Annotated in this window: 16 protein-coding genes and 1 pseudogene; 8 read left to right on the top strand and 9 right to left on the bottom strand. The window is 69.8% G+C overall.

The features are described 5' to 3' along the window. Positions 1-244: 244 nt before the first annotated feature. Both ACGFU7_RS29665 and ACGFU7_RS29660 read left to right on the top strand, forming a co-directional pair. Positions 245-1,228, top strand: a complete 984-nt coding sequence (locus tag ACGFU7_RS29665) for a C-terminal binding protein (RefSeq protein WP_393699744.1) — start codon at positions 245-247, stop codon at positions 1,226-1,228. Beyond that, the gene (locus tag ACGFU7_RS29660) at positions 1,225-2,007 is read left to right on the top strand and encodes a class II aldolase/adducin family protein (RefSeq protein ID WP_393699743.1); all 783 of its coding nucleotides are present in this window, start codon (positions 1,225-1,227) and stop codon (positions 2,005-2,007) included. Before ACGFU7_RS29665 ends, ACGFU7_RS29660 begins: the two co-directional genes overlap by 4 nt. A 383-nt stretch (positions 2,008-2,390) precedes the next feature. Here the strand turns inward: ACGFU7_RS29660 and ACGFU7_RS29655 are convergent, their stop codons facing one another. Continuing rightward, complete coding sequence (locus ACGFU7_RS29655; RefSeq protein WP_393699741.1) at positions 2,391-3,116, bottom strand: DUF4232 domain-containing protein; 726 nt, start codon at positions 3,114-3,116, stop codon at positions 2,391-2,393. A 313-nt stretch (positions 3,117-3,429) separates the two neighbouring features. Between ACGFU7_RS29655 and ACGFU7_RS29650 the strand changes: the two genes are divergently transcribed. After that, complete coding sequence (locus ACGFU7_RS29650; RefSeq protein WP_393699739.1) at positions 3,430-4,806, top strand: helix-turn-helix domain-containing protein; 1,377 nt, start codon at positions 3,430-3,432, stop codon at positions 4,804-4,806. A gap of 43 nt (positions 4,807-4,849) precedes the next feature. On the opposite strand, the gene argS is transcribed toward ACGFU7_RS29650, so the two are convergent. Next, positions 4,850-6,622 (bottom strand): arginine--tRNA ligase, encoded by a 1,773-nt coding sequence (gene argS, locus ACGFU7_RS29645; protein ID WP_393699800.1) that lies wholly within the window; start codon positions 6,620-6,622, stop codon positions 4,850-4,852. A gap of 157 nt (positions 6,623-6,779) precedes the next feature. On the opposite strand from argS, the gene lysS reads away from it, so the two are divergent. Further along, the gene (gene lysS / locus ACGFU7_RS29640) at positions 6,780-8,555 is read left to right on the top strand and encodes a lysine--tRNA ligase (protein WP_393699737.1); all 1,776 of its coding nucleotides are present in this window, start codon (positions 6,780-6,782) and stop codon (positions 8,553-8,555) included. A 117-nt stretch (positions 8,556-8,672) separates the two neighbouring features. Here the strand turns inward: lysS and ACGFU7_RS29635 are convergent, their stop codons facing one another. The 3 genes from ACGFU7_RS29635 to ACGFU7_RS29625 form a co-directional block, all read right to left on the bottom strand. Next, positions 8,673-10,007, bottom strand: coding sequence for a DUF2637 domain-containing protein (locus ACGFU7_RS29635; RefSeq protein ID WP_393699735.1), 1,335 nt, complete (start codon positions 10,005-10,007; stop codon positions 8,673-8,675). 235 nt (positions 10,008-10,242) lie between these two features. Continuing rightward, positions 10,243-11,058 (bottom strand): DUF3558 family protein, encoded by an 816-nt coding sequence (locus ACGFU7_RS29630; protein ID WP_393699734.1) that lies wholly within the window; start codon positions 11,056-11,058, stop codon positions 10,243-10,245. 177 nt (positions 11,059-11,235) lie between these two features. Next, positions 11,236-12,153, bottom strand: a complete 918-nt coding sequence (locus tag ACGFU7_RS29625; protein WP_393699732.1) for a DUF3558 domain-containing protein — start codon at positions 12,151-12,153, stop codon at positions 11,236-11,238. 170 nt (positions 12,154-12,323) lie between these two features. Here ACGFU7_RS29625 and ACGFU7_RS29620 point away from each other — a divergent pair, with 170 nt between their 5' ends. Continuing rightward, positions 12,324-13,517 (top strand): RtcB family protein, encoded by a 1,194-nt coding sequence (locus ACGFU7_RS29620; RefSeq protein WP_393699731.1) that lies wholly within the window; start codon positions 12,324-12,326, stop codon positions 13,515-13,517. A gap of 145 nt (positions 13,518-13,662) precedes the next feature. Here ACGFU7_RS29620 and ACGFU7_RS29615 read toward each other — a convergent pair whose 3' ends face one another. Continuing rightward, on the bottom strand, positions 13,663-14,421 hold the full coding sequence (locus ACGFU7_RS29615) for an SDR family NAD(P)-dependent oxidoreductase (protein ID WP_393699729.1): 759 nt from the start codon (positions 14,419-14,421) through the stop codon (positions 13,663-13,665). 54 nt (positions 14,422-14,475) lie between these two features. Then, on the bottom strand, positions 14,476-14,811 hold the full coding sequence (locus ACGFU7_RS29610; protein ID WP_393699728.1) for a YnfA family protein: 336 nt from the start codon (positions 14,809-14,811) through the stop codon (positions 14,476-14,478). Between the two features lie 120 nt (positions 14,812-14,931). Here ACGFU7_RS29610 and ACGFU7_RS29605 point away from each other — a divergent pair, with 120 nt between their 5' ends. Beyond that, positions 14,932-15,480 carry a hypothetical protein gene (locus ACGFU7_RS29605; protein WP_393699726.1) on the top strand — a complete coding sequence of 183 codons (549 nt, stop codon included), beginning with the start codon at positions 14,932-14,934 and terminating at the stop codon, positions 15,478-15,480. A gap of 78 nt (positions 15,481-15,558) precedes the next feature. Here the strand turns inward: ACGFU7_RS29605 and ACGFU7_RS29600 are convergent, their stop codons facing one another. After that, positions 15,559-15,678, bottom strand: coding sequence for a hypothetical protein (locus tag ACGFU7_RS29600; protein ID WP_393699799.1), 120 nt, complete (start codon positions 15,676-15,678; stop codon positions 15,559-15,561). Between the two features lie 37 nt (positions 15,679-15,715). Here ACGFU7_RS29600 and ACGFU7_RS29595 point away from each other — a divergent pair. Beyond that, a pseudogene (locus ACGFU7_RS29595) lies at positions 15,716-15,910 on the top strand (TetR/AcrR family transcriptional regulator); the annotation flags it as partial. A gap of 40 nt (positions 15,911-15,950) precedes the next feature. Then, positions 15,951-16,475 (top strand): MarR family winged helix-turn-helix transcriptional regulator, encoded by a 525-nt coding sequence (locus ACGFU7_RS29590; RefSeq protein ID WP_393699725.1) that lies wholly within the window; start codon positions 15,951-15,953, stop codon positions 16,473-16,475. On the opposite strand, the gene ACGFU7_RS29585 is transcribed toward ACGFU7_RS29590, so the two are convergent. Further along, positions 16,431-17,243, bottom strand: a complete 813-nt coding sequence (locus ACGFU7_RS29585; protein WP_393699723.1) for a Mut7-C RNAse domain-containing protein — start codon at positions 17,241-17,243, stop codon at positions 16,431-16,433. The genes ACGFU7_RS29590 and ACGFU7_RS29585 overlap by 45 nt on opposite strands. Between the last annotated feature and the right edge of the window lie 59 nt (positions 17,244-17,302).

The following is a 17,302-nucleotide window of genomic DNA, read 5'->3' as shown; positions in this document are numbered from 1 at the left end:
CTGGGTGCTTCCCCTCGGTTCGATTGCCCGGGGCGGGCGCACCCGGGGCGGGGCCCATTCTTGACCACCAGGGCGCGGGGGCTTCCGGGTGCGGGCTGAGTGACGCGTGACACTGACGTACGCATCACTATCTCTGGACAATTCTGTCGGATGAAACGTAGGTTCAGCGCGGCCGAGGCGAACGAATCTGCATTTCGCTGTGGCTGAAGGTCCAGAGGAGCTTGTGAAGCTTGAGGAGGATGGGATGAGCCGGCCGCCCCTGGTGGTGTTCACGGACCCCGAGGAACTCGATGTCGGTCCGGGGGTGCGGCTGCTGGCCGAGGCGGGGTTCGACACCCGGGTGGTGGGCAGCCGCGACCCGGACGTGATCGCGGCGGCCGCACGCGACGCCGTCGCGCTGATCGTCGGCTACGCGCCGGTGGACGCCGCGCTGCTCGACCGCCTCCCCGGTGTGCGGATGCTGGCCACCATGTCCGCCGGGTACGACATGATCGACACGGCGGAGGCGCGAAGGCGCGGTGTGTGGGTGAGCAACCTTCCGCATTCCGCGACGGAGGATGTCGCCGTACACGCGCTCGCCTCCGCGCTCTGTCTCGTACGCGCGCTGCCCCAGGCCGACGCCACCGTGCGCGGCGGGGGCTGGAACACCGAGTTCGCCGAACTGCCGCGCAGGGCCGGTGAGCTGACGCTCGGCCTCATGGGGTTCGGACGTATCGCGAGGGTCCTGGCCGGGATCGCGGGCCCCGTCTTCGGTCGCGTCGCCGCGTACGACCCGCACGCCGGCGCGGCCGGGTGGCCGTCCGGCGTCGAGCGGCTCGGCCGGGACGAGCTGATCGCCTCCTGCGACGTGCTCTCGCTGCACACCCCGCTGACCGAGCAGACCCGCGGCATGGCCGACGCGGAACTGCTCGCCCGTATGCGGCCGGGCGGCTATCTGGTGAACGTCGCCCGCGGTGAACTCGTCGACCCGGCCGCGCTGCTGGCCGCCCTGGACAGCGGGCGGCTCCGGGCCGCGGCCCTGGACGTGTTCCCGGTCGAGCCTCCGGCGCCGGACGACCCGCTGCGTGCCCACCCGCGCATCCAGCTCTCCCCGCACAGCGCGTATCTGTCCGACACCTCGCAGCGGGCGTACGTGTGCGCACCCGCCGAGAACGTCATCGCCTGGCACCGCACCGGGCGCCCGCTGACCCCCGTGGTCGCCCCGACCCCCGAAGGAGCCCCCTCGTGACCGCACTGCCGACCGCCCTGGACGCGGACCGTGCCGAGGAGACCCGGCTGCGCCGCGAACTCGCCGCTGTCTACCGGCTCGTGGCGCACTTCCGGATGACCGACCTGATCTTCACCCACATCTCGCTGCGGCTGCCGGGGCCCGACCATCACTTCCTGATCAACCCCTACGGCCTCCTCTTCGAGGAGATCACCGCCTCCAACCTGGTCAAGATCGACCTGTCGGGCCAACCGGTCGAGCCCACGCCCCACCCCGTCAACCCCGCGGGCTTCGTCATCCACAGCGCGATCCACGCCGCGCGCGAGGACGCGCACTGCGTCCTGCACACCCATACCAGGGCCGGGTGCGCGGTCGCCGCTCAGCGCGACGGGCTGCTGCCGCTGAACCAGATGTCGATGGAGTTCTACAACCGCGTCGGCTACCACGACTACGAGGGCGTGGCCCTCAACCTCGACGAGCAGAAGCGCCTTGTCGACGACATCGGCAACCACCCGGCACTGATCCTGCGCAACCACGGTCTGCTGACGGTGGGCGGGAGCGCGGCCCAGGCCTTCCTGCGCATGTACTACCTGGAGAAGGCCTGCGAGATCCAGGTCACCGCCCAGGCGGGCGGCGGACCGCTGACCCTTCCCCCGGCCGAGACCTGCGAGTACACCGCCCGACAGCTCGCGGGCGACGCGGACGCGGACACGGACCTTCAGGACGATGCCGCGTACGACCTGGCCTGGGCGGCCATGCTGCGGCTGCTGGACCGGGTGGCTCCGGATTACCGGGACTGATCCGGAGGATCTCCAGGGGCCGGGACAGGGGCAGGGGCCGGGGGCTGCGCCCGGTCGCGTGTGCTCCGAGCAGGTGGTTGCTGAGAACGGCTCGGCGTTGCCGGTCTCCATCCGGTCGGTCACCCGTGCGACGGCCTTGGGGTCGCCGCACGGGACCTCGCGGTAGATGTCCGTCCGGCCGGGTCCGGGGGCGGCGCACTCGTTGATGGCGAGGTACCGCGTGCCGTAGGACGGGTTCACGCTCGGGGTCGGCGCGGCGGTGGGACTGCTGGGATTCCTTGTCCGACGCGCGGTACCCCGTCGCCCCTTCAGGTTTCGATCTCAGACCCTGCGATCTACTGCCTTTGAGGGGACGGCGCGTCGGTGCTTCGGTACCCGAGGGATCAGTAGGTGAGGGCGTCGGCCATGTCGCTCTGCCAGTAGGTGACGTAGCCCTTCTCGTCCCAGTAGGTGTTGGCCGGGAGCGTCAGCTCGTCCGGGGCGGTGCCCGTGGAGCCCGAGGCGTCCTTGGCGGAGAAGTGCACCGTGAGGTGGGTGGCCTTGTGCTGGTCCTTCATCTCGGTGTCACCGGTCAGGCCGATGGCGGCGTACGCGGACTGGCCCGGGTCGAGCGTGACCACGGCCTGCGGCTGGCTGTCTTCGATGATGCGGAAGACGGCCTGCGCGTCGTCGAACTGGAGCTTGGGCGCGTTGTACGCATCGCAGATGCGGGAGCCCGTGTTGGTCATGGTGAGCAACAGGTGGTTGATGGGGCGGCTCACCTTGCTGACAGTGACCTTGGTGTTCTCGCCGATGCAGGTGGCGCGGCCGCTGTTGCCGGTGTTTCCGGTGGCGCCGGTGTTGTTCTTCTGGCCGCCCGTGGCGCCGGTGGAGCCCTTGGATGTGGAGGCGGCGTTCTTGGCGGGGGCGTTGGACTTGCTGTCGGCGTCCTTGCCCGTGTCCGGCGTGGCGTCGGCCGGGGACTGCTGGTCGGCGGTGCTCCCTGCCGGAGCCGCCGCTCCCGCCTTGCCGTTGTCACCGCTGCCGTTGTCGCTGCATGCGGTGAGCGAGAGGGCGGCCAGGAGGGCGGTCGCGGCGAGGGCGGTGGTGCGGATGCGGTTGCTGCGCATGGTGGTGGTACTCCCCGTGTGTGTTGTTGAGGTTGTTCAGTCAGTGGTGGCAGATCAGGATCATGACGATCGTGCTGGTCACGATCACTACGCCGATCGCCACGGCATCGATCAGCTCGATGCGGAAGTGAGTTCGCACTGCGTCGTCCCGGTGGTCTCTGCGGTGTGGTCACAGACTGCGGGACGGCGGATTCCGGCCGCAACGCCGACCGGCTCATTGGGGACGCTGGAATGCTTGCGCGTACTGTGACCTGGGCAGATTCCACGTCCCTGGAACGGTGTTCCGGGACGAACCAGGAGGGGGAACGCCGCAGTGGCGACGCCGGAGGCCGAAGAATTCGCGGCTCTGCTGAAGGAACTGAAGGACCGTTCAGGACACAGCTACGGGGTTCTCGCCAGACGACTGCACGTCAGCACGTCGACGCTCCACCGTTACTGCAACGGTGACGCCGTGCCCAATGAGTACGCGCCGGTGGAGCGGCTGGGACGGCTGTGTGAGGCGAGTGCGGACGAGCTGGTGGAGCTGCACCGGCGGTGGATCGTGGCCGATGCGGCAAGACGGCGTCCTGCGTCTGTTCCTGAATCCGTTCCTGAATCCGTTCCTGATTCCGAATCCGTTCACGAGCCGGGAACTGCGGCTGTGGCGGCGCCTGAGGACCGGTACGAGGATGACGGCGACGCGCCCGCCCCCGCCCCCGCCCTCGCCCTCGCCCCCGAGATCGTGACCGCCGGGGCGAGCCGGCCCCGGCGGTTCTGGTCCTCCCCGCGAACGCGCGTCCTGCTCGCGGCCGTCGCCGTCGTCGCGCTCACCGTGCCCACCACGATCATCGTCAGCAATCTCTCGGGTACGGACACCGGCGGCCTCAGCGATGCTCCCGCCATGGAGGGCGTACCCGTACCGCCCGGCTACGACGATGGCGCGTCCGCGTCGCCCAACAAGCCGGACCCGTCGGGCAAGCCCGGCAAGTCCGGTGCCGCGACGACCCCGTCCCTGAGGTCGTCGGCCGACTCTGTCTCCGCGTCCACCGGGCACGGCGCGGGAGCGGGAGAAGGTCCGGGTGCGCAGACGGGCGGGGGCGTACCCCTGAACGCCACCATCAGCTCGTACAACTGGGAAGCGCCCTGCGGCCAGTACTACGTACTGGACCAGAAGCCGGACGACGTACCTCCGCCTCCCGCGCCGCAGGACACCCGTGGCTGGGCGAGGGCGCTCGGCGGGGTGGACGGCGGCCACATGCTGCTCGAACTCACCGTGCAGGGAGGGTCCGGGCAGGCCGTCGTACTGCACGGACTGCATGTGCGCGAGCTGTCCAGGAACGCGCCGCTGCCGTGGTCGGCGTACTCGATGGGGGAGGGCTGCGGGGGCGGCATCACACCGCAGTCCTTCGACATCGACCTCGACGACAGCCGGCCGGCCCTCACACCGGTTGCGGGGGAGCAGGCGGGCAAGCCGGTGCCGCCGAAGGACTTCCCGTTCCGGGTGACCTCCACCGATGTGGAGGTGTTCGACCTCGACGTACATGTCGAAGGGCATGACGTCAGCTGGTACCTGGAGCTGGAGTGGAGCAGCGGCGGCCGTGAGGGGACGCTGCGCATCGACGACGGCGGGAAGCCGTTCCGTACGAGCAGCACCAAGACGCGGCCGGCGTACACCTACCGACACGACACGGCCCAGTGGGTGACCAAGTAACCGGTCACCGCACCGGGCCGATGCGTGCGGGCGCCGACAGGACTCAGAGGCGCTCGGGGGTCCTGATGCCGAGCAGTTCCATGCCCCGGTGCAGGGTGCGGGCGGTGAGGTCCGAGAGGAAGAGACGGTTCTCGGCGACATCGCCCGGAACCTCGGGCTTCAGCACCGGGCACTGGTCGTAGAACGTCGTGAAGAGCGACGACAGCTGGTAGAGGTACGAGGCCAGCTTGTGCGGCTCGTACGCGGCGGCGACCTCGGCCACGACCTCGCCGAACTGGTCCAGGTGCAGGCCCAGCGCGCGCTCGGCCGGGGCCAGCTCCAGCTCCGGGTGCGGCTGGGACTTGAGCTCGCCCGCCTTGCGCTTGATGGAGCGGGACCGGGCGTGCGCGTACTGGATGTACACGCTCGTGTCGCCGGTCAGCGACACCATCTGGTCCAGGTCGAACTTGTAGTCGCGGGCGGCCGACGTCGACAGGTCCGCGTACTTCACCGCACCGATGCCGACCTGCGTGGCGCGCTCGGTGATCTCTTCCTCGCTGAGGTCCTTCGCCTTTTCGCGCACGACGGCGGACGCCCGGTCGATCGCCTCGTCCAGCAGGTCCTGCAGCCGGACCGTCTCGCCCTCACGGGTCTTGAACGGCTTGCCGTCCTTGCCGAGCACCGTGCCGAAGGGGAGGTGCACGGCCTTGACGTCCTCGTTCAGCCAGCCGGCCCGGCGGGCGGTCTCGAAGACCATCTTGAAGTGCAGGGCCTGCCGGGCGTCCACGACGTACAGCAGGGTGTTCGCCTTGAGGTTCTGCACCCGGTCGCGGATCGCGGAGAGGTCGGTCGCCGCGTAGCCGTAACCGCCGTTCGACTTCTTGACGATCAGTGGCGCCGGGTTGCCGTCCGGACCCTTCACGTCGTCGAAGAAGACGCAGAGCGCACCCTCGGAGCGGACGGCGACGCCCGACTCCTCCAGGATGCGGCAGGTCTCCTCCAGCATGGCGTTGTAGCCGGACTCGCCGACGATGTCGGGGTCCCGGATCTCCATGTCGAGCTTGTTGAAGACCGAGTAGAAGTAGATCTTCGACTCGTCGACGAAGCGCTGCCACAGGGCGAGGGTTTCCTCGTCACCGGCCTGGAGGGCCACGACCCGGTCCCGGGAGCGGGCCTTGAACTCCTCGTCGGAGTCGAAGAGCACCCGTGAGGCCTTGTAGAGCCGGTTCAGGGAGGACATGGCGGCTTCGCCGTCCGCCGTGCCGCCGTCGCCCTCGTGGTTCAGCTCGCCCGGGTGCTCGATCAGGTACTGGATGAGCATGCCGAACTGGGTGCCCCAGTCGCCGATGTGGTGCCTGCGGACCACGGACTCGCCCGTGAACTCCAGGATCTGCGCCATCGCGTCGCCGATCACCGCGGAACGCAGGTGGCCGACGTGCATCTCCTTGGCCACGTTCGGCTGCGCGTAGTCGATGACCGTGGTGCCCGCGGCGCTGTTGTACGGGACACCGAGCCGGCCCTCGTCGTCCGCGTCACGCGCGGCGAGGGTCTCGATGATCGCCCTGTCGCTGAGCGTCACGTTCAGGAAGCCGGGGCCGGAGACCTCGATCTCCTTGATCAGGCCGCCCGCCGGGATCGCGGCCGTGACCTGGGACGCCAGTTCGCGCGGGTTGCCCTTGAGCTTCTTGGCGAGGGCCAGGATGCCGTTGGCCTGGAAGTCGGCCCGGTCGCTTCGTCGCAGCAGCGGGTCCGCGGTGCCGGCATCCGGCAGAGCTGCCGTCAGGGCGTCCGCCAGCTGCTGCTGGAGCGTGGAAGCGAGGGAATTGACCGAGGCCATGAGCTGGCTGCCGTTTCCGTAGGGGTACAAGGGATCACACCCAGTATTCCACGGCGAGTAAAGCCGTTTTCGCGCTGCCGGTGGGACCTGGGAGAATGGGCGGTGCCCCTACGAGTCCCACAAGGGTGTTCCTACGAGTCCTACAAGAGAGAAGGACGTGCAGACCGTGGCTCAGAGTCAGAGCAGCACCGAGACCGACTGGGTCTCCCGCTTCGCGGACGATGTCATCGCCGAATCGGAGCGTCGTGCGCCTGGCAAACCGGTCGTCGTCGCGTCCGGTCTCTCCCCGTCGGGCCCGATCCACCTGGGCAACCTCCGTGAGGTCATGACCCCGCACCTGGTCGCCGACGAGATCCGCCGCCGGGGATACACCGTCCGGCACCTGATCTCCTGGGACGACTACGACCGCTACCGCAAGGTTCCGAACGGTGTCCCGGGTGTCGACGAGTCCTGGGCCGAGCACATCGGCAAGCCGCTGACCTCGGTGCCCGCCCCGGCCGGGTCCACGCACCCGAACTGGGCCGAGCACTTCAAGGCCGCCATGACCGCCGCGCTGGACGAGCTGGGCGTCGAGTACGACGGCATCAGCCAGACGGAGCAGTACACGGAGGGCGTGTACCGCGAGCAGATCCTGCACGCGATGAAGCACCGCGCCGACATCGACGCCGTCCTCGACCGGTACCGGACGAAGAAGGACCCGGCGGCGGCAGGTGCGGCAGGTGCCAAGGGCGGTAAGAAGCCGCAGCAGCAGAAAAAGGTCGACGAGGCCGAGTTGGAGGCCGAGGCGGGCTCCGGCGCGGCCGGCGAGGACGACGGCAGCGGCGGCTCGGCCGGCTACTTCCCGTACAAGCCCTACTGCGGCAACTGCGAGAAGGACCTCACGACCGTCACGTCGTACGACGACGACAGCACCGAGCTGAACTACACCTGCACGGCCTGCGGTTTCGCCGAGACCGTCCGGCTGAGCGAGTTCAACCGCGGCAAGCTGGTCTGGAAGGTCGACTGGCCGATGCGCTGGGCGTACGAAGGCGTGATCTTCGAGCCGAGCGGCGTGGACCACTCCTCGCCGGGCTCCTCGTTCGTCGTCGGCGGCCAGATCGTCCGCGAGGTCTTCGACGGCGTGCAGCCGATCGGCCCGATGTACGCCTTCGTCGGCATCTCCGGCATGGCGAAGATGTCCTCCAGCAAGGGCGGCGTGCCGACCCCGGCCGACGCGCTGAAGATCATGGAGGCGCCGCTGCTGCGCTGGCTGTACGCGCGCCGCAGGCCCAACCAGTCCTTCAAGATCGCCTTCGACCAGGAGATCCAGCGGCTCTACGACGAGTGGGACTCGCTGGCGCGCAAGGTCGCCGACGGTTCGGTACTGCCGGCCGACGCGGCCGCGTACGCGAGGGCCATCGGCACGGCCGCCGGTGAGCTGCCGCGTACGCCGCGCCCGCTGCCGTACCGCACGCTCGCTTCGGTCGTCGACATCACGGCCGGGCACGACGAGCAGACGCTGCGCATCCTGAGCGAGCTGGACCCGGAGAACCCGCTGACCTCGCTGGACGAGGCCCGGCCCCGTCTCGACCGTGCCGAGAACTGGATCACCAGCCAGGTACCGGCCGAGGCCCGCACGATCGTCCGCGACGAGCCGGACAAGGAGCTGCTCGGCTCGCTGGACGAGCAGGGGCGGGAGTCGCTGCGGCTGCTCCTGGCAGGGCTGGACTCGCACTGGTCGCTGGACGGGCTCACCACGCTCGTCTACGGCGTGCCGAAGACCCTGGCGGGCCTGGAGCCGGATGCCAAGCCGACGCCCGAGCTGAAGGCCGCGCAGCGGTCGTTCTTCGCGCTGCTGTACCGGCTGCTGGTCAGCCGGGACACGGGGCCGCGGCTGCCCACGCTGCTGCTGGCCGTGGGGGCGGAGCGGGTGCGGAGGCTGCTGGGCGCGTAGTTGCCCTTTGTTGCGTAGGTGCCTTTTGTGCGGAGGGCCGTCACCCGGTGATTCGGGTGACGGCCCTCCGTCGTTGCCGGTTGCGTCCTCGAACGCCGGACGGGCTGGGCGGGTGTCCTACGCGATGTGGTTCTCCGCCATCTCGTTGTCGAAGCGCTGCTTGAACCCCGGCAGGAGGCGGCGGAGCAGGGCCGCGCTGCGGGGATGCCTGACGTTGTGGCCGTCCGAGAGGTGTATGTCGAGGACCTCCGCACTCGGGTAGTCCTGATGCGCGTGCGTGTACGCGGTGAACACCTCGTACGCGATCTTGCTGAACTCGACTTCGGCCTCGGCCCATTCGGACGGGTCGGGCTCCTGCTGCTGCACGGGCTGTGGTTCCGGCTCCGGCACCTCCGGCCGGGGCTCCGGCTGGGGTTCCGCGGCGCGGGGGCCCGGGACGGCGCCGATGGTGCCCACGTTGCCCAGGGGGCGGGTGCGGCCGCCGGGGCCCGACGGGACCATGACCGGGGTGGGCTCCAGGCCCTCGACGTACGTCGGGTTGTACGCACTCTCGAACGCGTCGTCAGGCACCTGGGGTGCCGCGAACCACGGGCTCTCGTGCGAGCCGGGGCCCTCCGGGGGCCACTCCTCGGCGGCGGCCGGGTCGGAGGGGTGGGTGTGCTGCTGCTGTTGCTCGTACTGCTGGGGGTGTTGCTCGGCGTACGGCAACTCGGGCTGGAAATCGCCTGTTTCGGCCGGGGCCAGGGCGGGGGGCAGCAGGGCCGGTTCGATGCCTGCGGCGGCGAGGCCGGCCGGACCGGTCTCGGCCAGCGGGACGCCGTACTTCGCCAGGCGCAGCGGCATCAGGGACTCGACGGGTGCCTTGCGGCGCCAGTTGCGGCCGAAGCGCGCCTGGAGGCGGGCCTGGTAGATGAGCCGGTCCTGTTCGAGCTTGATGACCTGCTCGTACGACCGGAGCTCCCAGAGCTTCATCCGCCGCCACAGCCGGAACGTCGGTATGGGGGAGAGCAGCCAGCGGGTGAGGCGCACGCCCTCCATGTGCTTGTCGGCCGTGATGTCGGCGATCCGGCCCACGGCGTGCCGGGCGGCCTCGACGGAGACCACGAACAGCACCGGGATGACCGCGTGCATGCCGACGCCGAGCGGGTCGGGCCAGGCCGCGGCGCCGTTGAAGGCGATCGTCGCGGCGGTCAGCAGCCAGGCCGTCTGGCGCAGCAGCGGGAACGGGATGCGCAGCCAGGTCAGCAGCAGGTCCAGGGCGAGCAGGACACAGATGCCCGCGTCGATGCCGATCGGGAAGACCAGCGAGAAGTTCCCGAAGCCCTTCTGCAGGGCGAGCTCGCGCACCGCCGCGTACGAACCCGCGAAACCGATCGCGGCGATGAGCACCGCACCGGCGACCACGAGCCCGATGAGTATCCGGTGGGTGCGTGTCAGCTGCATCGCGGCCACCCGCGTTCCCCTCCCCGTTTCCCGTATCCGACGTCCTGCGCTGCTGCTCCGCTTTGACGCCCTGTTCCGACTTCTGGCGGGCACAGCCTGGCACATGAGGGCGTGGCGTGCTGCGCGGGGAGGGGCGAAGCCCGGTACTCGAGGGAGGACCGGGCTTCGTGAAACTGCTTCTGGGCAGGGGCGTTGGGGCAGGCCCTGCGCGTCAATACAGCCGGCTCGTCTTCCAGCTTGTCTTCTAGCTGGTCTTCTTGTCCGTGGCCTTCTCGCTGGGCTTGGTCGAACCGCTGGGCTTGGCCGACCCGCTGGGCTTGTCCGACCCGCTCGGTGCGTCCGACTTCGTGTCGGCGGTGGCGACCGAGGCCACTGCCTCCTTGGCCGCCTTCTCGGCGCCCTTCAGGATGTCGTCGGCGGACGGAGCCTTTGCGCCCGCGTAACCCGCACCGTTGTAGGTGAGCGTGACGACGACGTTCCCCGTGCGGGCCACGACCGTTGCGTACTTGAAGTCCTCACTCGTCTTGGTGAGGTCGTACGTGATCTTGGTCGCCTGCTCGCCGATGCCGGTGACGGGCGCCTCGACGACCTTCTTCGCGCCCTCGGTCGCCTTGGCCTTGGCGACCTGCTTCGCGAAGTCCTGCTGCGCCCGCTTGGCGCCGCTGCCCAGGGCCTGGTCCGAGTCGAAGCGGGTGAAGCCGACGTCGAGCCAGCGGTACTGGGAACCCTTCACGCCGTTGTCGTCGAGGCCGTTCCAGGAGCAGCCGACGCGGTACGCGGTGTCGCTGGAGTTGGCAGGCGTGCCGCCCTTGGACTTCGCCTTGGGGACCAGGGAGGTGACCGTCTTCGTGGTGATCGACTTGCACGGGTCGGGCAGCGCGGCGAACTTCGCCGGCTCGACACTCGCTTCCGACTTCTTCGTGCTCGGCGCGGCGGACGACGAGGACGAACCCGAGTCCTTCTTGTCGCCGGAGTCCGACGAGCAGCCGGCGACGACGAGCATCACCGGAACGGCGGCGCAGGCGAGTATGCGGGAGAGTCGCGGGGCTGAACGGTGCATGGTTCCTTCACTCGGGTGGCGCGGCGGGCGGGCTGCCAGGTGGTCGGGGGCGCGGTCGGGCGGGTGGTCGGGCGGGTGTTCCGGAGGGCCACGGTACGACGGACGGCGACCGGATGCCGCCTCGGCCGGGGACTCGGCGGGCGCGGGCGACGCCGGTTCGCGGCGCCCGGGGCGGGGCTATTCGCTGAACTTGTCGACCAGCTTCCGGGCCAGCGACTGGGCCTTGTCCTGCAGTTCCTTGCTGTCGGGGACCACGGTGGAGACGGACGGCTGCTCGGTGTACTCGACGGTCACGATGACGTTCGATGTGCGGAATACCACGCTCACCGTCCGGTTCTGTGCGGCGGAACCTGCCCGAGTGAGCAGATCGTCCAGAAATGCACCGTCTCCGAGGTCGTCGAGAGTGCGGGGCAGAAGGCTCTCGTCGGCGCTGCCGGCGCTGCCGTCCGTACCGCCGTCGGTGTCGCTGCCTTCACTGCCTTCGCCGCCGTTCTCGTCGGAGCTCTCGCCTGCGGGCTCGTCCGCGTTCCCGTCCGTGTTCTTGTCTTCGGAGGCCGGGCCGGACAGGGCGTGCGAGGCGGAGTCCGACGCGCTGTCCGACGTGGAGTCCGAGGCGGGGAGCGTCTGCTTCTCCGCGTCCTTCGTGCTGCTGGGTGTGGCGGAGTCCGAGGTCAGACCGGCGGCGGTCTGCTTCTTCGTGTACACCTCGCGGGCGCGGTCGTCGTCGCTCACCGAGGGGTCGTAGGACACGACACGCTCGAAGTCGATGAAGAGGGTGTGCGAGGAGACGGGGGCCTCGGACTTCCATCGGCAGCCGACCCGGCGGTCGGTGTCGTAGGTGACGGTGGCTGTGCCCTCGAACACCTTCTTCTGCTGGTCCTCGGGGAGTTCGGCAGCGCCCGGGAGCAGTTCCTTCAGCGTGGACGGCACAACGGCGCGGCAAGGGTCGGGAAGAGTGCGGTACTTGCCGGGGGCCGCCGCGGCGACGGTCGCCTCGCCGGGCTTGCTGTCGGGGGCGGAGCCACCCGTTCCGGTGCTGGCACTGCAGCCGACGACAAGCGCTGCCAGTAGCGCGGTGCCGGGTACGTACGCCATTCGTCGCACGGTCCTGGGCTCCCTTCGTGCGAAAAACGGTTGCCGCTCGATGGCGACCGGTGGACACAATGTGTATCGCACGCGCAGCTGTGAATGCCGGTCGACCGACTCATTTGCCGACCTTGGCACCGGTTTTGCGCTTTCAGGCTTTTCGGGGGAATCGAGGAATTATGTCGTATGTAGAGGTGTCGGGCGCGAAGGTTCCCATCCGCATGTGGGCCGACCCGGCCTCGGTCGAGGACGTCGCGATGCAGCAGCTGCGCAACGTGGCCACCCTGCCCTGGATCAAGGGTCTCGCCGTCATGCCGGACGTCCACTTCGGCAAGGGGGCGACGGTCGGTTCGGTGATCGCGATGCACGGTGCGGTCTGTCCGGCGGCGGTCGGCGTGGACATCGGCTGCGGAATGTCCGCAGTGAAGACGTCTCTGACGGCCAATGACCTGCCGGGCGATCTGTCCCGGTTGCGGTCGAAGATCGAGCAGGCCATTCCGGTGGGCCGCGGCATGCATGACGAGGCCGTGGACCCGGACCGGCTGTACGGCATCTCGGCCAAGGGATGGGACGACTTCTGGGGGCGGTTCGACGGGGTGGCCGATGCGGTCAAATTCCGTCAGGAACGTGCCACGAAGCAGATGGGAACGCTCGGATCGGGTAATCATTTCATCGAGTTCTGCCTCGATGAGTCGGGTTCGGTCTGGCTGATGCTGCACTCCGGATCGCGGAACATCGGCAAGGAGCTGGCCGACTTCCACATCGGGCAGGCGCAGAAGCTGCCGCACAACCAGGACCTGATCGACCGCGACCTTGCCGTGTTCATCGCCGACACCCCGCAGATGGCGGCGTACCGGAACGACCTGTTCTGGGCGCAGGAGTACGCGAAGCACAACCGCGCCATCATGATGGCGCTCTTCCAGAACGTGGTCCGCAAGGAGTTCAAGAAGGCCAAGGTCACCTTCGAGCCGGTCATCTCCTGCCACCACAACTATGTGGCGGAGGAGCGGTACGAGGGCATGGACCTGCTGGTCACGCGGAAGGGCGCGATCCGTGCGGGTTCCGGGGACTTCGGGATCATCCCGGGTTCGATGGGCACCGGCTCGTACATCGTGAAGGGTCTCGGAAACGAGAAGTCCTTCAACTCGGCCTCGCACGGCGCCGGCCGGAAGATGAGCCGGAACGCTGCGAAGCGGCGCTTCTCGACGCGGGACCTGGAGGATCAGACGCGGGGCGTGGAGTGCCGTAAGGACTCCGGCGTCGTGGATGAGATTCCGGCCGCGTACAAGCCGATCGAGCAGGTCATCGAGCAGCAGCGGGACCTGGTGGAGGTCGTCGCCAAGCTCAAGCAGGTTGTGTGCGTGAAGGGCTGAGGCCTTTTGCGCGCTGCTGAACGGAGGGCCTCCGGGCGGAAGGACCTCTGAACCGAAGAGCCCCGGACGCGGGTGGTGTGTCCGGGGCTCTTCCGGTCTCCGGGGTCCTTTCGGTCTCCGGGGCCCTTTCGGGTCTTCGCCGCGGTCAGGCGGTGCGGTGGACCTTGGCGTTGGATGCCTGGGCGCGGGGGCGGACCACCAGGAGGTCGATGTTGACGTGGCTGGGGCGGGTGACGGCCCAGGTGATGGTGTCGGCCACGTCGTCGGCGGTGAGGGGGGCCTCGACGCCCGCGTACACCTTTGCCGCCTTCTCGGTGTCGCCGCGGAAGCGGGTCGTGGCGAACTCCTCCGTCTTGACCATGCCGGGGGCGACCTCGATGACGCGGACCGGGGTGCCGACGATCTCCAGGCGGAGGGTCTCGGCCAGGATGTGCTCGCCGTGCTTGGCGGCCACATAGCCGCCGCCGCCCTCGTAGGTGGCGAGGCCCGCGGTGGAGGAGAGGATCACGACCGTGCCGTCGCCGCTTTCGGTGAGGGCGGGGAGCAGGGCCTGGGTGACGTTGAGCGTGCCGATGACGTTCGTCTCGTACATCTGGCGCCAGTCGGCGGGGTCGCCGGTGGCGACGGGGTCGGCGCCGAGTGCGCCGCCCGCGTTGTTGACGAGGACGGCGAGGCTACGGAACGCCGTGGCGAACTCGTCCACCGCATTGCGGTCGGTGACATCCAGGGCGTAGGCCGTTGCCTGGTGGCCCGCCTCGTTGATCTCGGCGGCGAGCGCCTCGATGCGGTCCTTGCGGCGGGCGGTCAGGACTACGCGGTAGCCGGCGGCGGCCAGCTGTCGGGCGGTCGCGGCGCCGATGCCGCTGCTCGCTCCGGTGATGACGGCGATCGGGATGGCGGCCATGACGGACTCCTCGGGCAGCTGATCGGTACGGGGCCAGGATAGGCAGGCGCGCGGTCAGTGGTCGCGGGGGGCATACATGATCACGGCCATGCCACCCAGGCAGATCAGCGCGCCGATCACGTCCCAGCGGTCGGGACGGTAGCCGTCGGCGACCATGCCCCAGGCGATTGAGCCCGCGACGAAGACACCGCCGTACGCGGCGAGGATGCGGCCGAACTCGCCGTCCGGCTGGAGCGTGGCGACGAAGCCGTAGGCACCCAGCGCGATGACGCCCGCGCCGATCCAGATCCAGCCCCGGTGCTCGCGCACGCCCTGCCAGACGAGCCAGGCGCCGCCGATCTCGAAGAGTGCGGCGATGACGAACAGAGCGACAGAGCGGGCGACGACCATGGAAGCAGCGTGTCATGGGGCGGGGAGCGGGCGTCGGGGATGTCTGGGGACGACGAGGGGAGGGCGCGCCGAACCGGTGGGTAGATATGGGCGATTCGGGGTGATCTGTATCTTCGGGGCATGGTAGTGACACGTGGAGCTGCGCCCGTGGTGTTCGCCGCGACGGCTGCGGCTGCGGCTGTGGTGCTGGGGATGGGCGGCGCGGCTGCGGCGGCGACCGCGGCTGTCGGTACCCCCGTGGTCCGGGGCGGTGCGCCGGAGGCGGTGGCCGGGGGCATTGCGTCCGAGGCGGATGTGTCGCACCACGGGCATGTCTCGCTGTGGGGTACGGGGCTCGGGGTCTGGGTGCAGAGCCAGAACCACGGCCCGTCGAACCTGGCCGGTGTGACTATGCGGGTGCGCACGTCGGTGCGGCTCTCCGGGCGGCAGGAGCTTCCGCAGGGCTGTCTGCAGGCCGACCGGCTGACCGTACTGTGCCGGACGGGTGCGCTGCGCGCGGACGCGGCGGAGGGGCAGCAGCTCGCCCTTGAGCTGCAGCTTGCGGGGCGGCCGGACGAGGTCGTCGTGCGGATCGACACGCTGTGGAACGGCGGAGCGACCGACCGGAACCCGAAGAACAACGACCACGAGGTGCTGGCTCCGGCCACCGGGGATGAGTACGTGTTCTGACCACGCCCCCTGCCCCCCGGCCGGTACGCCTTCTGACCCCCGGCCGGCGATGCGGGGCGGTAGGCGTGGGGCGCGTGTTCATCGGGTGAGTGCGGCCTGCAGGGCCGCCGGGTCGGCGTGGTCGCTCGCCCAGGCGATGTAGCTGTCGGGGCGGACGAGCAGGGTGGTGGTGCGGTCGCCCCTCCGGTGGGCGTGCACCAACGGGGTCGGTGATACCGGAGTGGCGGCGTCGTGTCCGATAGCGGCCGGCGTCTGCCCCGACCCGGCCGACGCCCCGCGCCGTGCGGCCCTCGTCACCTCGCAGATCCTGGGGATGGCGCTCGCGCGCTACGTCCTGCGGATCGCGCCCGCCGCCTCGATGCCGCGCGAGGAGGTGATCGCCCGGCTCGCACCCACCGTTCAGCGCTATCTGACCGCCGAGCGGCCGTAGCGAGGCCGCGAGGGTGATATCTGCTTCGTACACTCTCTGCATGCCGCAGAAGTCCCAGGTCCGCCGCAGTGCACTGATGGCCGAGCTGACCGTCGAGTCGCGCCGCTACATGGCCGCGTACGCCCTCTTCAACCAGGCCGTCGCGGACCATCTGCGGCTCCACCCGACCGATCTGCAGTGCCTCAATCTGCTCAGTCTGGAGACGGTGCCGGTCACCACGGGCCGCATCGCGGAGCTGACCGGGCTCACCACGGGGTCGGCGACCCGGCTGGTCGACCGGCTGGAGCGGGGCGGCTATGTGACGCGCGAGCGTGACACGGCCGACCGGCGGCGGGTGCTCGTCACGACTGTCCCGGAGCGGATGGCGGAGATCGGTGCGGTGTGGGAGTGGCTGAACGGGGCGTGGGCGGCGATGTTCGAGGCGTACGACGATGACGAAGTGGCTCTGCTCATTGCCCATATGCGGCGGACGGTTGAGCTGAGCGCACTGCAGGTCACGGCGTTGCGGGAGGGTGGCCCGTCAGTCTCCGGCCCCGGAGGCGCCGGAGGCCCCGGACGGGTTTGACGGCGCCCGGTCGTGGTCGTTCTCCTCGGTGTCGTCCGGGGGAGTGGGCGCGAAGTCGTGGAGCGCCTTCGTGACGATCGCGTCCAGGTGGGTGTGGTGGGCGCCCCGCCAGTAGACGCGGTCGCACTCCGTGCACTGCGCGAAGACGTCGTACGAGCGCCGGGTGCCGTGCTCCAGGTGGTCGCTGACGGAGTCCTTGTCGGCCGCCTTCAGCGGGCCGTTGCAGGCGGTGCATCTGGTCCAGGGGGCCAGGTGCGGGGTGAACCGCTCCAGCACGTCACGCAGTTGGTCCTCCGGCCGGTCGCTGTAGACGTACGCCCCGGCCCAGATCTCCCGCCGGTGCAGCAGCCCGCGGTCCCGGGAGAGCAGTACGCGGTGCTCGACCGCCGACCGGGTGGCCAGCGCGGCATCGCCGATGTCCTCGCTCTCGTACGCCGCATCGACACCCAGCAGCCGAAGCCGCCGGGCGAGCGTGCCGAGGTGGACGTCGAGCAGGAACCGCAGGGGTGCGCCCGGGACGCGCTGGGGGCGTTCCACGGCGCGTACCCGGACCAGCTCGCCCGCCCCCGGGATGTGCGAGACGGGTACGGGGCGGCCGTCGACCAGGAGCTGCCCGGCCTCGGTGAGCGGGATGCCGAGCGACTCCACGACATGGCCGAGGGTGGAGGAGCCGTCGGTGGTCACGGCCGAGCGTCCCCGGCGGCGTTCATGAGCGACGAAGAGCCGCAGTTCGGGGTCGACTTCGAGGTGGATCTCCGGTCCGTTCACCTCGTCAGGATGTCATCGCGCGGGGTACGTCAGCCAGGGGTTTCGGCGCCGGGGCGCCG

The organism is Streptomyces sp. NPDC048473, assembly GCF_043200155.1.
Taxonomy (GTDB): domain Bacteria; phylum Actinomycetota; class Actinomycetes; order Streptomycetales; family Streptomycetaceae; genus Streptomyces.
Note: the sequence above shows the minus strand (reverse complement) of the source record. Positions and strands in the feature narration are given on the sequence as shown.